We start from the raw sequence: 13,005 nt of genomic DNA on the forward strand, positions 1-13,005 counted from the left end.
CCGGGGTGGAAGCGGCCCGCGCCGGCGACGCCGGCAAGGGCTTCGCGGTCGTCGCCTCCGAAGTTCGGGCCCTGGCCCAGCGCTCGGCGGAAGCGGCCAAGGAGATCAAGGGCCTGATCTCCACGTCGACCGACCAGGTCGCCGACGGCGTCCGCCTCGTGGGCCTGACCGGCGAGGCCCTGAACCGCATCGTCGCCGAGGTGTCCGACGTCAACGCCGCGATCGCCGAGATCACCCTGTCGGCCGAGGAACAGGCGACGAGCCTCCAGGAGGTCAACACCGCGGTCAACGCCCTGGACGGCGTGACCCAGCAGAACGCGGCCATGGTCGAGGAGGCCACCGCCGCCACCCAGGCGCTGTCGCAGGACACCGACCGGCTCGCAGCCCTGGTCGCGCACTTCCACCTGCAGGACGCCGCGGCGACGCCGTCGCAGCGCCGGGCCGCCTGACGGAGCGGGGCCTACTCGACGCCCAGCACCTTTTTCAGGAAGACCACCTCGGTGGCCCGCACGGCCTCCTGGTTGGCCTTCTTGTAGATGCCGTGGCCTTCGTCCTTGGCCATGACGTACCAGACCTCCGTGCCCTGGGCCCGGAGCTTGGCCACCATCTGCTCGGACTCGGTTCGCGGCACGCGCGGGTCGTTGGCGCCCTGGAAGACCATCATCGGCTTCTTCATCCGGTCGCTGTAGGCGATGGGCGAGATCTTCTCGAACACTGCCCGCATCTCCGGCTTGCGCTCGTCGCCGTACTCGGCCCGGCGCAGGTCGCGGCGATAGCCCTCGGTGTTCTGCAGGAAGGTGATCCAGTTCGAGATGCCGTAGAGGTCGATCGCGCCGGCGATGCGGTCGTTGTAGTGGCCGGCTACCGCCAGCACCATGTAGCCGCCGTACGACTGGCCCACGACGGCCACTCTGGAGGCGTCCAGGTCGGGCTGCCTGGCCACCCAGTCCAGCAGCGCCCCGATGTCCTTCACCGAGTCCTCGCGCTTCTCGGCGTTGTCGAGGCCGGTGTAGGTGCGGCCATAGCCGGTCGAGCCGCGCACGTTCGGGATGATCACCGCCGCGCCGATCTCGTTCACCCACGATTGCCGGCGCGGGTTGAAGGCGGGCAGTTCCTGGCCTTCCGGCCCGCCGTGGATCTGGATCACCACCGGCAGCTTGCCGCCCTTGGCCGAGGCCTTGGCGTCCTTGCCCGGCCGGTAGATGAACGCCGGGATCTGCCGCCCGTCGAAGGTCGGGTAGCGGAACAGCGCCGGCTCCACCAGCTTCGCCGCGTCCAGCCCGCCCAGCTCGCTCTGCGTCCAGCGGGTCAGCTTGCCGCCCTTCAGCTCGTAGCTCCACGCGTCCATCGAATTCGTCGAGGTGGAAAGGCCGAAGCCCAGCTTGCCGCCGTCCGGCGAGAACTTGATCGTCCCCAGCACGCCCAGCGGCGGCTTCGGCGTGGCGATCACCTTGCCGCTCGCCACGTCGCGCAGGACGATCCGCGAATAGCCCTCCTCGTTGACCACCTGGGCCAGGGTCTTGCCGTCGGGGCTGACGTCGAAGTCCTCCGTGCCCCACTTGGCGCCGGGCTCCAGGTCCCGCACCCGGCCGCTCGCCACGTCGATCACCACCGGCCGGGTGAACTCCACCCCGTCGTCGGACAGCGTCAGCACGCCCTTGCCGCCGTCCACGAACACCCCGCCGACGTAGCCGATCTTGCGGTCCGTCGGCCCCACCGGCGTCAGCTTCCCGCTGGCCACGTCCAGGGTGAACAGCTCGACCCAGGTCTGGGCGTTGTTGCGCGCCACCAGGATCGTCCGGCCGTCGGCCGAGATGTCGCGCACGGCGATGGCGCCCGTGCCCTCCAGCACCTTGCGCCGCCCGGCCGGATTCGAGGGATCGGCCAGCATGACGTCATAGTTCGGATCGCCCGGCGTCACCTGGCTCCAGGCCACCAGTTTGCCGTCCTTGGAGAACACGAAGTTCTGGTTGCGCGTGTTCGGCGCGGTCAGTTGCGTCTCGTGGCCCGCGAGGTCGCGGAGATAGGCCTGGTAGTATTCCGCCCCGCCCACGTCGCGCGGATAGAGGAAGGTCGAGGTCCCCGGCCGCACGTGGGCGTCGCTGATTGGCTCGCCGAAGAAGGTGAGCTGCGAGCGGTCAGCGCCGGGGCCCGCCACGCGGTGAAGCTGGGCGGTGTCGCCGAAGCGGGTAGTGATCAGCATCGAGCCGTCGGGCAGCCAGTCCACGAACCCGGCCGCTCGGGCGTTGTAGTAGGGGGCGATCGCGGCCTGCAGCGCGGCCGGCGTCGGCGGGGCGCCGTCGTAGACGATGTTCCCGACCTCGCGCTTTTCGGTCTCCGCCACCGCGCCGCCGCCCAGCGCCAGGGCCAGGGCCGTACCGAGAAGCAGCGCGCGCGAAATCATCACCGAAAACCCCCAGGAAAATGGACGCGGGGAGGCAAGCGCGACAGCGTCCCCGCGTCAACGAAAGTCGGCGGATCGGCGTTCGTGGTTTTGCCCGTGGCGCCGTTGGTCTAAGCACGCGGCATGATTACGCCGATCCTGATGCTGGGCGCCGGGCGAATGGGCGGGGCGATGGTGGAGGGCTGGCTCGCCTCCGGAGCCTTCGCCGCCGGCGACCTGATGATCCGCGATCCCCACCCCGGCCCCGCGGCCCTGGCCGCCGAGCACGCCGGCGCTGTCCTCAACCCGCTCGATTCCGACCTGGCGCGGGCGAAGACGGTGGTGCTGGGCGTGAAGCCCCAGGTCTGGCGCGAGGCCGCCGCCGAAACCGCCGCCTGGTTGGGCTCCGGCGCCGTGATCGTCTCCATCTGCGCCGGGGTGAAGGCGGGCGACATCGCCAAGGCCTTCGGCGGCCGCTGCGTCGCGCGCGTCATGCCCACCACCGCCGCCGCCATCGGCCAGGGCACGGCCAGCCTCTACGCCGACGATCCCGACGCCCTGGCCCGCGCCCATGCGCTGTTCGAGCCGCTGGGCGCCGTGGTGGCCCTGACGGACGAGGCCCTGATGCACGCCGCCACCGGCGTCTCCGGCTCGGCCCCCGCCTACCTCTACGCCTTCGTCGAGGCGCTGGAGGGCGCCGGCGTGGCGGCCGGCCTGTCTCCCGCCGACGCCCAACGCCTGGCCCGCTCCACCCTCACCGGCGCCGCCGCCCTGCTTACCCGCAGCGGCGAGGAGCCGGCCGAACTGCGCCGCCAGGTCACCTCGCCCGGCGGCACGACCCAGGCGGCCCTGGACGTCCTGCTCGCCGGCGGCGGTCTCCCCGACCTCATGCGCGAAGCCGTCGCCGCCGCCGTCCGCCGCTCGAAGGAGCTGGGCGCTTAGCCCAAACGCTCGTCATGGCCGGGCTCGACCCGGCCATCCATTCCAGAGCGCTCGCCGACGTCGCACCCTCTCCGGACCCGCCGGCTGGATGGCCGGGTCAAGCCCGGCCATGACGAGGGAGGGGGAGGGAAAGGCGCCGCCTCACCGCCACTCTCCCCAACAGCCATTCATCCGGCGCATCGGGGTATTGGCAGCGGACCGCCCTTAGCTTGATCTCGTGGCGTCGAGCCTGCCTGCCGGCCATGAGATCGAAGCCTTCCTCTCTTCTGCGGAGGACGACGAGGGATCAACAGCAGACGCCATCAGGGTCTGAGATGGGTGGAAGGCGGACTTCACCTCCCCCGTTGCGGCAGCAACGGCGGGAGGGGGACCGACCGCCGAAGCCGGCGCCAGCCGGCTGAAGAGCGGTTGGTGGCGGGGGCGAGCCTCCTCCACGACGCCCAAGACTGCCTGATCCATCTACCCTGCCGGCCGCTCGCCCCCTCCACCCCTCGCTCTTCGCCTACGGCTCGGCGAGCGGTCCCCCTCCCGCCGCTTCGCGGGGGAGGTGAAACGACCGCAACGGGTCGAAAGCAGGTCCCCCCGCCCCCCTAACTCCGCCGCCACGTCTGCGCCTGGCAGACCATCAGGATGCATCCCTCCACCTTCAGCGTCCCGGCGCCGGTGACGGTGAGCTTGCTGTCGTAGGTCTTGCCGCTGTTGGGGTCGTAGATCTTCCCGCCCGTCCACTTGCCGGGACCGGCCGGCTTGAAGCCCTGCAGCATGGGCAGGCCCATGATCGGGCGCGCCTTCAGCTTGGCGTCGGGGTTGTTGGCGTCGGTGGCCTTGGCGTCGGCGGCGTTCTTCAGCCACGAGACATTGCCGCAGATCTTGCCGCCCCCGCAGGGCGCGATCTTCACCTTGGCGGTGCCCGCCTGGGTGAGCCATTCCCCCTCCACCGGGTCGGCGGCGAAGGCGGTGGTGGCGGCGAGGCTGAGGCCGGCGGCCAGGATCAGTGCGCGCATTCTGAAACTCCCCATCGATGTCCCGCCGGCAAGCTTGGCCGTCGAGCCTGAACTGCCCATGAACGCGGTTATCCTGGCAGGCGGACGACCGCGCGCAACCCGCCCAGCGGCGAGCGGTCCAGCACGATATCGCCGCCGTGCCCGCGCGCCACGTCCCGCGCGATGGCCAGGCCCAGCCCCACGCCCTTGGTGTTCTGGTTGCGGGCCTCGTCCAGCCGGGCGAAGGCCTTGAAGGCGTCTTCGTGCTGCTCGGGCGGGATGCCGGGCCCGTCGTCGTCCACCACGATCTCCAGCGCCCCGCTGGGCGCCCGCCGCGCCGTCACTTCCACGTGCTCCCCGTGCGCGGCGGCGTTCATGACGAGGTTCGCCAGCGCCCGCTTCAGCGCGTTCGGCCGCGCGGTGGCGGTCAGCTCGGGGTCGGCGGCGACCGTCACCTGCGCGCCCAGCCGCCGCGCGCCCTCGCTCACCGCCTCGATCAGCGGCCGCACCTGCACCGCCTCGGCCGCCTCGCCCCCCTCGCCGCGCGCGAAGGCCAGGTACTCGTCGATCATGTGCTCCATCTCGGCCAGGTCGCGCTTCATGTCGGCGGTGCGCTTGGTCTGCTCGGCGAGCGCCAGGCTCAGCTTCAGGCGGGTGAGCGGCGTGCGTAGGTCGTGGCTGACCGAGGCCAACAGCGCGGTCCGCTGTTCGATGTGCCGCTGGATGCGCGCGCGCATGGCCAGGAAGGCGGCGGCGGCGGCCCGCACTTCCTTGGCGCCATGCGGCTTGAAGGCGGGTACGTCGGTCCCGCGCCCGAACGCCTCGGCCGCGTTGGCCAGCCGCTCGATCGCTCGCACCTGGTTGCGGATGAAGAGGAGGGCGACCGTGGTCAGCAGCACCGTGGCGACGGTCATCCAGAGCACGAAGATGTGGCCCTGCGTGGCGAACGCCCGCTCCCGAGGCGCCAGCACGCGCATCACCCCGCCCTGCACCCCGACGCGAATGTCCACGTAGGCCGGGTAGCGGGTGGTGTCGAACCAGAACGGCGCGTCGAGGCGGTCGGACAGCGCCCGGTCCAGCGACCGGTCGATCGGCGCGAAGAAGGCCTCCAGCAGCACGGGCGGATCGCGCCGCCGCAGCGGCAGCTTGCGGCCCGGCTGCAGGGCGATGGAGAGGCCCATCGACTCCTCCGCCCGCTCGCTCAGCTTGGCGAAGCTGGCCGGCGTCGGGTCCTCCTTGTAGCTCTCCACCGCCCAGGCGATGTCGCCCGCCAGACCCTCAGACAGCCGCGCCGTCACCGTCTGCCAGTGGGCGTCGAAGAACACGTAGGTGACGGCGATCTGCATCAGCGCCACCGGCAGCACGATGATCAGCAGCGAGCGGCCGAACAGCGTCCCCGGCAGCCGGCGCTTGAACCACCGCAGGAACACGCGCGTGGAGGAGGGGAGTTTCATGGCTCGTTCCTCCCCTGCGAAGCGGGGGAGGTGTCAGCGAAGCTGACGGAGGGGGCGCGAGGCCGGAAGCTCGGCGCTGGTGGCTTTACGCCCCCTCCGTCTCGCCGCGGCGCGACGAGCCACCTCCCCCGTCCTCTCCGGGACAGGGGAGGAGCTGGAAGAGGCGAAAGCACACCTCCCATCAATCCGGCGCCAGGCGATAGCCCACGCCCCGCACGGTCTGCAGGTAGCGCGGCGACTTGGGGTCGTCCTCGATCTTGCGGCGCAGGCGCGTGACCTGCACGTCGACAGCGCGGCCGGAGGGGTCCACCGAGCCCCGGGCCAGCTCCAGCCGGTCCACCGCCTCGTGCGGGGTGCGGGCCAGTTGCCGCAGCAGGGCCACCTCGGCCTCGGTCAGGCGCACGGCCTCGCCCGAGCAGGTCAGCTCGCCGCGGTCGGCGTCGAACTGGCACCGGCCCAGAGACATCGCGCCGCCCGCCTGCGGCCGGTCGGTGGCGCGGCGCAGGATCGCCTCGATGCGCAGCAGCAGCTCCTCGGGCTCGAACGGCTTGCCGAGATAGTCGTCGGCGCCGGTCTTTAGCCCCTCGATCCGATCGCCGGCCTCGGTCTTGGCGGTCAGCATCAGCACCGGCGTGCGGCCCGGCGTGCCGCGCTGCTCGCGCAGCCACTTGGTCAGCGAAAAGCCGTCCTCGCCCGGCATCATCACGTCGAACACCGCCAGGTCGAAATCCAGCGTCGCCAGCAGCCGCCGCGCCGGCGCCCCGCCCGCCGCCGCCGTCACGCGGAAGCCGGCCCGGGTCAGGTATTCCTTGAGCAGGTCGCGGATCCGGTCGTCGTCGTCCACCACCAGCAGGTGGCGCGCCCGCGCCGGGGCGTCCGAGAAGCTCATGGGCGTCCTCCGCTGGCGCCTGCGCTGGAGGTTCGCATCCTCCCGCCGGCCATGGCCGTCAATATGGCGCGCGCCCCGGCCACCCCGTCCAGCCCGCCGGTGCGATAGGCCCGCGTGAGCTGGCTGCGCAGGCGTTCGCTGATCGCCGCCTCGAACGCTTCGCCGCGCGCGGTGAGCGCGGCCGAGCGGCGGCGTCCGTCCACGTCGCCCGCCTGCTTCTCCACCAAGCCCTTGCCGGCCAGGTCCACCAGGATGCGGCTGGCCGCCTGTTTCGACAGGCTGGTCAGGTGCGCCAGTTCCTGCACCCCCACCCCTGGCCGGCGGCGCAGCAGGAAGGCGGCCCGCCAGTGCGAGCGGCCCAGGCCCAGCCCCTCGGCCTCCAGCCCCTGGTCCACTGCGGCCCAGAGCGACGCTTCGGCCAGCAGCAGCAGCTCCAGGCCGGCGTCCAGTTCGTCCTCGCGCAGGATAAGCCGGGGATCGGCGGGGGCGTTCACGGCGCGTGGCTCACGGTTCCGGGTTCCAATTCGTTTGACGCGGCGCGGCCGGGGCGTTTCAAGGGGCGCACTGGAAAGGACGATATCTCCCCATGGCGCTTGTTCCCTTCGATGATCGCGACGGCTGGATCTGGCTCGACGGCGAATTCGTGCCGTGGCGCGAAGCCAAGGTCCATGTCCTCACCCACGGCCTGCACTACGCGTCGGCGGTGTTCGAGGGCGAGCGCATGTATGGGGGCGAGATCTTCGAGCTGACGGCGCATACGGAGCGGCTGTTCGAGTCCGCGAGGATTCTGGACTTCGAAATCCCGTTCACGGTGGCTCAGATCGACCAGGCCTGCAAGGACACCTGCGCCAAGAATGGCCTGACCGACGCCTACGTCCGCCCCATCGCCTGGCGCGGCTCCGAGATGATCGGCGTGTCGGCCCAGAACACCAAGATCCACGTGGCCATCGCGGTCTGGGACTGGCCCAGCTACTTCTCGCCGGAAGAGAAGGCCAAGGGCATCCGCATGTGCTGGGCCAAGTACAAGCGCCCCAGCCCCGAGACCGAGCCGGTCCACGCCAAGGCCACCGGCCTCTACATGATCTGCACCATCTCCAAGCACGCCGCGGAGAAGGATGGGTTCACCGACGCCATGATGCTCGACTACCGCGGCTACGTGGCCGAGAGCACCGGCTCGAACGTCTTCTTCATCAAGGACGGCGCGATCCACACGCCGACCCCGGACTGCTTCCTGAACGGCATCACCCGCCAGACGGTGGTCAAGCTGGCGCGCGAGAAGGGCTTCGAGGTCATCGAGCGCCACATCAAGCCGGAGGAGCTCGCGGGCTTCACCGAGTGCTTCGTGGTCGGCACCGCCGCCGAGGTGACGCCGGTCTCGCAGATCGGCGAGTACAGCTTCACCCCCGGCAACATCTCCCTCAGCCTGATGGACGATTACGCCAAGCTGGTCCGGCGGGAATTGGTGGCGGCCTAACCGAATGCTCCTCCCCCTCAAGCGGGGGAGGTGTCAGCGAAGCCGACGGAGGGGGCGCGAGGCTGGAAGCTGGGCGGCGCGCCGCCTTGCGCCCCCTCCGTCTCGCCGCTTCGCGCCGATCCACCTCCCCCGCAAGCGGGGGAGGAGCTGAGCCTCTAAGCGATCACCGCGTACGGGCGGGGGTAGGCCTCGCCGCGGCTCAGGAAGACCAGGCCGACGATGCAGCGCACGCCGTACCAGATGCCGGCGCCGCCCATGATGAGCCAGGCCACGCCCATGATCGGGAAGCCGATCAGGATCACCGAGAGCAGGGCGCCCACGCCGAACAGGACGCCGCCGGCGACCATCAGCAGCAGGCCGATCCAGAAGGTGCGGATCAGGAAGGTGTAGTGGCTCTGCATCGACGGGCCCGCGGTCTCGCGCTGGGTGTAGGCGATGATGAGGCCGATGATGGCCGTGATCCCGGTGGCGAACGCCAGCAGGTAGAGCGCGTAGCAGACCGCGGGCATCGTCTTGTCTTCGTTGCCGGCGTAGCTCACGTGGTCGGTCATCGTCTCTCTTGGTCCTCCAGGCCCATCTTGGGCTGACCAAGAAATGGACCCGGAACGACGTCACGAAAAGACGTAGCGTTGTTACAAATTGCTCACCTGCGGCCGAGCACGACTTCCACGCCCGCGCCCACCGCATGCGGCGCCAGGGCCAGCGGCTTCTCGATGCGCACGCGGGCCCGGCTCACCCGCGGGTCGGCCAGGCACCGCTTGGCGAGGCGGTGGGCGAAGGTCTCCACCAGGTCCACGTGCCCCTGGGCGGCCAGCTCCTGCGCCGCCTGCAGGATGGTCTCGTAGTTCACCGTGTCGGTCAGCCGGTCCGAGGCGTCGGTCGGCACGTCCAGCTCCACGTCGACCACCAGCGGCTGCACGCGGCCGATCTCGTGGCGGTAGACGCCGATCTGCGCCTGCACCTGCACGCCGGTGACGAAGACCTTCGAGGCGATCACCACGGTTTCGCTCATGACAGGTGCTGCCCCGAATCCGCGGCGATCATCTGGCCCGTGACCGAGCGCGCGTCGATCAGGTAGCGCAGCGCCGCCCCGATCTCGGCGGGATCCACCGGCCGCCCCAGCAGCGTGCCCTCGGCCTCGGCGCGGAACGCCGCCGCGTCCTGGTGGATCGATTGGAGCGTGGGGCCCGGCCCGATGCCGTTCACCCGGATCCGCGGCGCCAGGTCCTGGGCCAGCATCCGCGTCGCGTCCCAGAGCGCCGCCTTCGACAGGGTGTAGGAGAAGAAGTCGGGCCCCGGCCGCCACACCCGCTGGTCCAGCAGGTTGACGATCAGGCCCTCGCGGTCGGCGGGCAGCCGCCGCGCGAACGCCTGGGCCAGCACCAGCGGCGCGCGCAGGTTGGTCTCCATGTGGAGGTCCCACGAGGCGCGGTTCATGTCGGAGAAGGCGTCCTGCTCGAAAACGGACGCGCAGTTGACCAGCAGGGTCACCGGCCCGAGCTCGGCTTCCACCTGGCCGACCAGGGCGACGGTCTCGCTTTCCTTGCGCAGGTCGCAGGCGACGATGACGGCCTTGCGCCCGTGGCTGCGGACCTCGCCCGCGGCCGCCTCGGCGCCGTCGTCGATCCCGCGGACGTGGATCGCCACGTCATAGCCGGCCTCGGCGGCCGTGGCGGCCAGCACCCGGCCGATCCGCCGTGCGCCGCCCGTCACCAGTGCTGCGCCGCGGGCGGTCATCCGGCGTGTCCCGTCAGTCGAAGCGGCCGAACTCGAACTTATTCAGCGCGGCCATCACCGCGAGGAAGACGAGGATCATGTAGATGCCGCTCATGGGGCCTCCGAAACGCTGTGGCCCGCGTTTAGCGACGCGCCGCTCCCCGAGCAAGTGCAACCACTCCTCCCCCGTAAGACAGGGGAGGTGGATCGGCGCGCAGCGGCGAGACGGAGGGGGCGCAAAGCGGCTGGCTCGGCGGTCCGCCACGAGCCCGTTGCGCTTTCCGCCTACGCTTCCCAGCTCTTTCGCAGCGTCAGGGCTTCCCACCTGAACGCCGATCACTAAAATGATTGTTTGAAGGGTGACGGCCTCTCGCCTTAAGCCCGCAACGACAAAGGTCGCCAGGAGGACGTCTATGCGCGAGTACCTCAAGTTCTACATCGACGGAGCGTGGGTCGATCCCGCCGAGGGTCTCAAGACGCTGGACGTCGAGAACCCGGCCACGGAAGAGACCGTCGGCAAGATCGCCATCGGCACGGCCGCCGATGTCGACAAGGCGGCCAAGGCGGCGCGCAAGGCGTTCGCCACCTGGAGCCAGACCAGCCGCGAGGAGCGCCTGGAGGTCCTGGGCCGCATCCTGGCCGAGTACCAGAAGCGCTTCGGCGACCTGGCCACCGCGGTCACCGAGGAAATGGGCGCCCCGGCCTCGCTGGCCCAGCGCGCCCAGGTTCCGATCGGCATGGCCCACCTCGCCACCGCCGCCGAGGTCCTGAAGACCTTTAAGTTCGAGGAAGACCGCGGCCCGACGATGATCGTCAAGGAGCCGATCGGCGTCTGCGGGTTCATCACCCCCTGGAACTGGCCGCTGAACCAGATCGTCTGCAAGGTGGCGCCGGCCATCGCGACGGGCTGCACCATGGTGCTGAAGCCGTCGGAAGTGGCGCCGTTCTCGGGCCAGATCTTCGCCGAGATCATGCATGCGGCCGGCGTGCCGGCGGGCGTGTTCAACATGATCCAGGGCGACGGCCCCGGCGTGGGCGCGGCCATCTCCAGCCATCCCGAGATCGACATGGTCTCGTTCACCGGCTCGACCCGCGCCGGCATCGAGGTGGCCAAGGCGGCCGCCCCGACCGTCAAGCGCGTAGCCCAGGAGCTGGGCGGTAAGAGCCCGAACATCGTCCTGGACGACGACGCCTTCGCCAAGGGCGTCGCCCGCGGCGTGGCCACCATGATGACCAACTCGGGCCAGTCCTGTAACGCCCCGACCCGCATGCTGGTCCCCACCAAGCGCATGGACGAGGCGATCGCCGTGGCCCGCGAGACGGCGGCCGGCGTCACCGTCGGCGACCCGAACGGCAACAGCCAGCTCGGCCCGGTGGTCAACAAGACCCAGTTCGACAAGATCCAGAAGCTGATCCAGGCCGGCATCGACGAGGGCGCCACCCTGGTCATCGGCGGCGTGGGTCGTCCGGAAGGCCTCGACAAGGGCTACTACGTGAAGCCCACCGTCTTCGCGAACGTCACCAACGACATGACCATCGCCAAGGAAGAGATCTTCGGCCCCGTGCTGTCGATCCTCGGCTACGAGTCGGTCGACCAGGCGGTCGCCATCGGCAACGACACCGAGTACGGCCTGGCCGCCTACGTCCAGGCGGGCGACCTCGAGAAGGCCCGCCAAGTCGCGTCCAAGCTGCGCGCCGGCCAGGTGTCGATCAACGGCGGCGGCGGCGACATGATGGCCCCCTTCGGCGGCTACAAGATGAGCGGCAACGGGCGCGAGTGGGGCGACTACGCCTTCCACGAGTTCCTGGAGACCAAGGCCATGCTGGGCTACGCGCCGAAGCAGGCGGCGGAGTAACGCTCCGCTCAGAGCGAATGCGAAGGGCCGCCCGCCAGGGCGGCCCTTTTGCGTTTCCCGCCCCTTCAAGGGGAGCGAAGGCGGCCCCTGACGCCGGCGGCCTTATGGCCTATGAGACGCCATGACGGATGCAGTTGCCTATCCCGTAGGAACGCCCGGCCGCGCCTGGGGCCACGCCGAACGCGACCAATGGCGTGCGCGCCAGTCCCGCCACCGCCGCTATGACCGCGACGTGCTGCCCCGCATCGAGCGGCTCGCCGACCGCTTCGAGCGGCTCCCCTATGGCCGGCTCGAGTACGCCGGAGAGGCCTACGACCAGTACGCCCTGAGCAGCCGCCCATGGGATCCCTCGCTGCCCGCGGCCCTCGTCACGGGCGGGGTCCACGGATACGAGACCAGCGGCGTGACCGGCGCGCTGGCGTTCCTGGAGACGCGGGCGGCCGCCTACGCCGGGCGGGTCAATCTGCTGGTGGCGCCCTGCGTCAGCCCCTGGGGCTACGAGCGGATCAATCGATGGAACTACGACGCCGTCGACCCGAACCGCAGCTTCCGCACGGACAGCCCGTCGGGCGAGGCGGCCAGCCTGATGCGGCTGGTGCAGCCGCGCGCCGGGCAGTTCCTGCTGCACATCGATCTGCACGAGACCACCGATAGCGACGAGGACGAATTCCGGCCCGCCCTGGCGGCGCGCGACGGCAAGCCGTTCGAGCCCGGCGTCGTGCCCGACGGGTTCTATCTGGTCGCCGACGCCGAAGACCCTCGGCTCGAATTCCAGCAGGCGATCATCGCGGCGGTGGAGGCCGTCACCCACATCGCGCCGCCGGACGGCGCCGGCCAGATCATCGGATGCCCTGTCCTCGCCCACGGGATCATCACCTACCCGCAGCGCGACTACGGGATGTGCCCCTCCATCACCGGTGCGCCCTTCACGACCACGACCGAGGTCTACCCGGACAGCCCGCGCGCCACGCCCCAGCAATGCGCCGACGCCCAGGTCGCCGCCGTCTGCGCCGCGCTGGACTTCGTCCTGGCGGAGGCGGCCGGCGCCTGAAGGGCGGGGATGAACGTCGGCGACGGGTAGGCGCCTGCGCTCTACCTCTTGGGCGGCTCCCGCTTGGCGACGCTGAGCAGTGCGGCGCCGGAAAGGGCTGACATGAAGGACCCGATGAGCACGCCCACCTTCACCTCGTCCTGCATGGCCGGATTCGGGAAGGCGAGGAGCCCGATGAACAGGCTCATGGTGAAGCCTATGCCGCATAGCAAGGCGACGCCGTAGAGCTGCGGCCACGAAGCGGCGACCGGCAGGTT

General features: G+C 70.5%; 15 protein-coding genes. 5 read left to right on the forward strand and 10 right to left on the reverse strand.

Going from position 1 to position 13,005, the window contains the following annotated elements; translation table 11 throughout:
* Positions 1 to 449 (forward strand): methyl-accepting chemotaxis protein (locus tag Q0L11_RS20965; RefSeq protein ID WP_296599846.1); only part of this gene is annotated, 449 nt, incomplete at its 5' end.
* 11 nt (positions 450 to 460) lie between these two features.
* On the opposite strand, the gene Q0L11_RS20970 is transcribed toward Q0L11_RS20965, so the two are convergent.
* Positions 461 to 2,404, reverse strand: a complete 1,944-nt coding sequence (locus tag Q0L11_RS20970) for a S9 family peptidase (protein ID WP_296599881.1) — start codon at positions 2,402 to 2,404, stop codon at positions 461 to 463.
* A 126-nt stretch (positions 2,405 to 2,530) separates the two neighbouring features.
* Between Q0L11_RS20970 and proC the strand changes: the two genes are divergently transcribed.
* Positions 2,531 to 3,325, forward strand: coding sequence for a pyrroline-5-carboxylate reductase (gene proC, locus Q0L11_RS20975; RefSeq protein WP_296599883.1), 795 nt, complete (start codon positions 2,531 to 2,533; stop codon positions 3,323 to 3,325).
* A gap of 590 nt (positions 3,326 to 3,915) precedes the next feature.
* On the opposite strand, the gene Q0L11_RS20980 is transcribed toward proC, so the two are convergent.
* The 4 genes from Q0L11_RS20980 to Q0L11_RS20995 all read right to left on the reverse strand — a co-directional run bounded on the left by Q0L11_RS20980 (position 3,916) and on the right by Q0L11_RS20995 (position 7,145).
* The gene (locus Q0L11_RS20980) at positions 3,916 to 4,329 is read right to left on the reverse strand and encodes a DUF2147 domain-containing protein (RefSeq protein WP_296599848.1); all 414 of its coding nucleotides are present in this window, start codon (positions 4,327 to 4,329) and stop codon (positions 3,916 to 3,918) included.
* A gap of 68 nt (positions 4,330 to 4,397) precedes the next feature.
* A complete protein-coding gene (locus Q0L11_RS20985) occupies positions 4,398 to 5,762 on the reverse strand; it encodes an ATP-binding protein (protein ID WP_296599849.1) in 1,365 nt (454 codons plus the stop codon).
* A 181-nt stretch (positions 5,763 to 5,943) separates the two neighbouring features.
* On the reverse strand, positions 5,944 to 6,651 hold the full coding sequence (locus Q0L11_RS20990; RefSeq protein WP_296599850.1) for a response regulator transcription factor: 708 nt from the start codon (positions 6,649 to 6,651) through the stop codon (positions 5,944 to 5,946).
* Positions 6,648 to 7,145, reverse strand: coding sequence for a MarR family transcriptional regulator (locus Q0L11_RS20995; protein ID WP_296599852.1), 498 nt, complete (start codon positions 7,143 to 7,145; stop codon positions 6,648 to 6,650). The genes Q0L11_RS20990 and Q0L11_RS20995 overlap by 4 nt, the downstream gene beginning before the upstream one ends.
* Before the next feature lie 92 nt (positions 7,146 to 7,237).
* Here Q0L11_RS20995 and Q0L11_RS21000 point away from each other — a divergent pair, with 92 nt between their 5' ends.
* Positions 7,238 to 8,125 (forward strand): branched-chain amino acid aminotransferase, encoded by an 888-nt coding sequence (locus Q0L11_RS21000; protein WP_296599853.1) that lies wholly within the window; start codon positions 7,238 to 7,240, stop codon positions 8,123 to 8,125.
* Between the two features lie 155 nt (positions 8,126 to 8,280).
* Here the strand turns inward: Q0L11_RS21000 and Q0L11_RS21005 are convergent, their stop codons facing one another.
* From Q0L11_RS21005 to Q0L11_RS21020, 4 genes are all read right to left on the reverse strand, one after another.
* Complete coding sequence (locus tag Q0L11_RS21005; protein ID WP_296599855.1) at positions 8,281 to 8,676, reverse strand: hypothetical protein; 396 nt, start codon at positions 8,674 to 8,676, stop codon at positions 8,281 to 8,283.
* Between the two features lie 92 nt (positions 8,677 to 8,768).
* Entirely contained in the window at positions 8,769 to 9,137 is a 369-nt protein-coding gene (gene folB, locus Q0L11_RS21010) for a dihydroneopterin aldolase (RefSeq protein WP_296599856.1), read from the reverse strand.
* Positions 9,134 to 9,862 carry an SDR family oxidoreductase gene (locus Q0L11_RS21015; protein WP_296599858.1) on the reverse strand — a complete coding sequence of 243 codons (729 nt, stop codon included), beginning with the start codon at positions 9,860 to 9,862 and terminating at the stop codon, positions 9,134 to 9,136. The genes folB and Q0L11_RS21015 overlap by 4 nt, the downstream gene beginning before the upstream one ends.
* Before the next feature lie 13 nt (positions 9,863 to 9,875).
* Positions 9,876 to 10,016 (reverse strand): hypothetical protein, encoded by a 141-nt coding sequence (locus tag Q0L11_RS21020; RefSeq protein WP_296599861.1) that lies wholly within the window; start codon positions 10,014 to 10,016, stop codon positions 9,876 to 9,878.
* 238 nt (positions 10,017 to 10,254) lie between these two features.
* Between Q0L11_RS21020 and Q0L11_RS21025 the strand changes: the two genes are divergently transcribed.
* Positions 10,255 to 11,697 carry an aldehyde dehydrogenase family protein gene (locus Q0L11_RS21025; protein WP_296599863.1) on the forward strand — a complete coding sequence of 481 codons (1,443 nt, stop codon included), beginning with the start codon at positions 10,255 to 10,257 and terminating at the stop codon, positions 11,695 to 11,697.
* A gap of 121 nt (positions 11,698 to 11,818) precedes the next feature.
* Positions 11,819 to 12,748 carry a M14 family metallocarboxypeptidase gene (locus tag Q0L11_RS21030; RefSeq protein ID WP_296599864.1) on the forward strand — a complete coding sequence of 310 codons (930 nt, stop codon included), beginning with the start codon at positions 11,819 to 11,821 and terminating at the stop codon, positions 12,746 to 12,748.
* Between the two features lie 41 nt (positions 12,749 to 12,789).
* On the opposite strand, the gene Q0L11_RS21035 is transcribed toward Q0L11_RS21030, so the two are convergent.
* Positions 12,790 to 13,005, reverse strand: a 216-nt coding sequence (locus Q0L11_RS21035) for a Na+/H+ antiporter NhaA (RefSeq protein ID WP_296599866.1), incomplete at its 5' end; no start/stop codon positions are given.

The sequence above is a fragment of the Phenylobacterium sp. genome (genome assembly GCF_024508875.1).
Lineage (GTDB): Bacteria > Pseudomonadota > Alphaproteobacteria > Caulobacterales > Caulobacteraceae > Phenylobacterium.

Bases quoted from the DNA above. Each gene is read 5' to 3' on its own strand.
- Q0L11_RS20970 (WP_296599881.1), bottom strand. From the start codon at position 2,404: ATGATTTCGCGCGCGCTGCTTCTCGGTACGGCCCTGGCCCTGGCGCTG.
- Q0L11_RS20980 (WP_296599848.1), bottom strand. From the start codon at position 4,329: ATGCGCGCACTGATCCTGGCCGCCGGCCTCAGCCTCGCCGCCACCACC.
- Q0L11_RS20985 (WP_296599849.1), bottom strand. From the start codon at position 5,762: ATGAAACTCCCCTCCTCCACGCGCGTGTTCCTGCGGTGGTTCAAGCGC.
- Q0L11_RS20990 (WP_296599850.1), bottom strand. From the start codon at position 6,651: ATGAGCTTCTCGGACGCCCCGGCGCGGGCGCGCCACCTGCTGGTGGTG.
- Q0L11_RS21000 (WP_296599853.1), top strand. From the start codon at position 7,238: ATGGCGCTTGTTCCCTTCGATGATCGCGACGGCTGGATCTGGCTCGAC.
- Q0L11_RS21005 (WP_296599855.1), bottom strand. From the start codon at position 8,676: ATGACCGACCACGTGAGCTACGCCGGCAACGAAGACAAGACGATGCCC.
- folB (WP_296599856.1), bottom strand. From the start codon at position 9,137: ATGAGCGAAACCGTGGTGATCGCCTCGAAGGTCTTCGTCACCGGCGTG.
- Q0L11_RS21015 (WP_296599858.1), bottom strand. From the start codon at position 9,862: ATGACCGCCCGCGGCGCAGCACTGGTGACGGGCGGCGCACGGCGGATC.
- Q0L11_RS21025 (WP_296599863.1), top strand. From the start codon at position 10,255: ATGCGCGAGTACCTCAAGTTCTACATCGACGGAGCGTGGGTCGATCCC.
- Q0L11_RS21030 (WP_296599864.1), top strand. From the start codon at position 11,819: ATGACGGATGCAGTTGCCTATCCCGTAGGAACGCCCGGCCGCGCCTGG.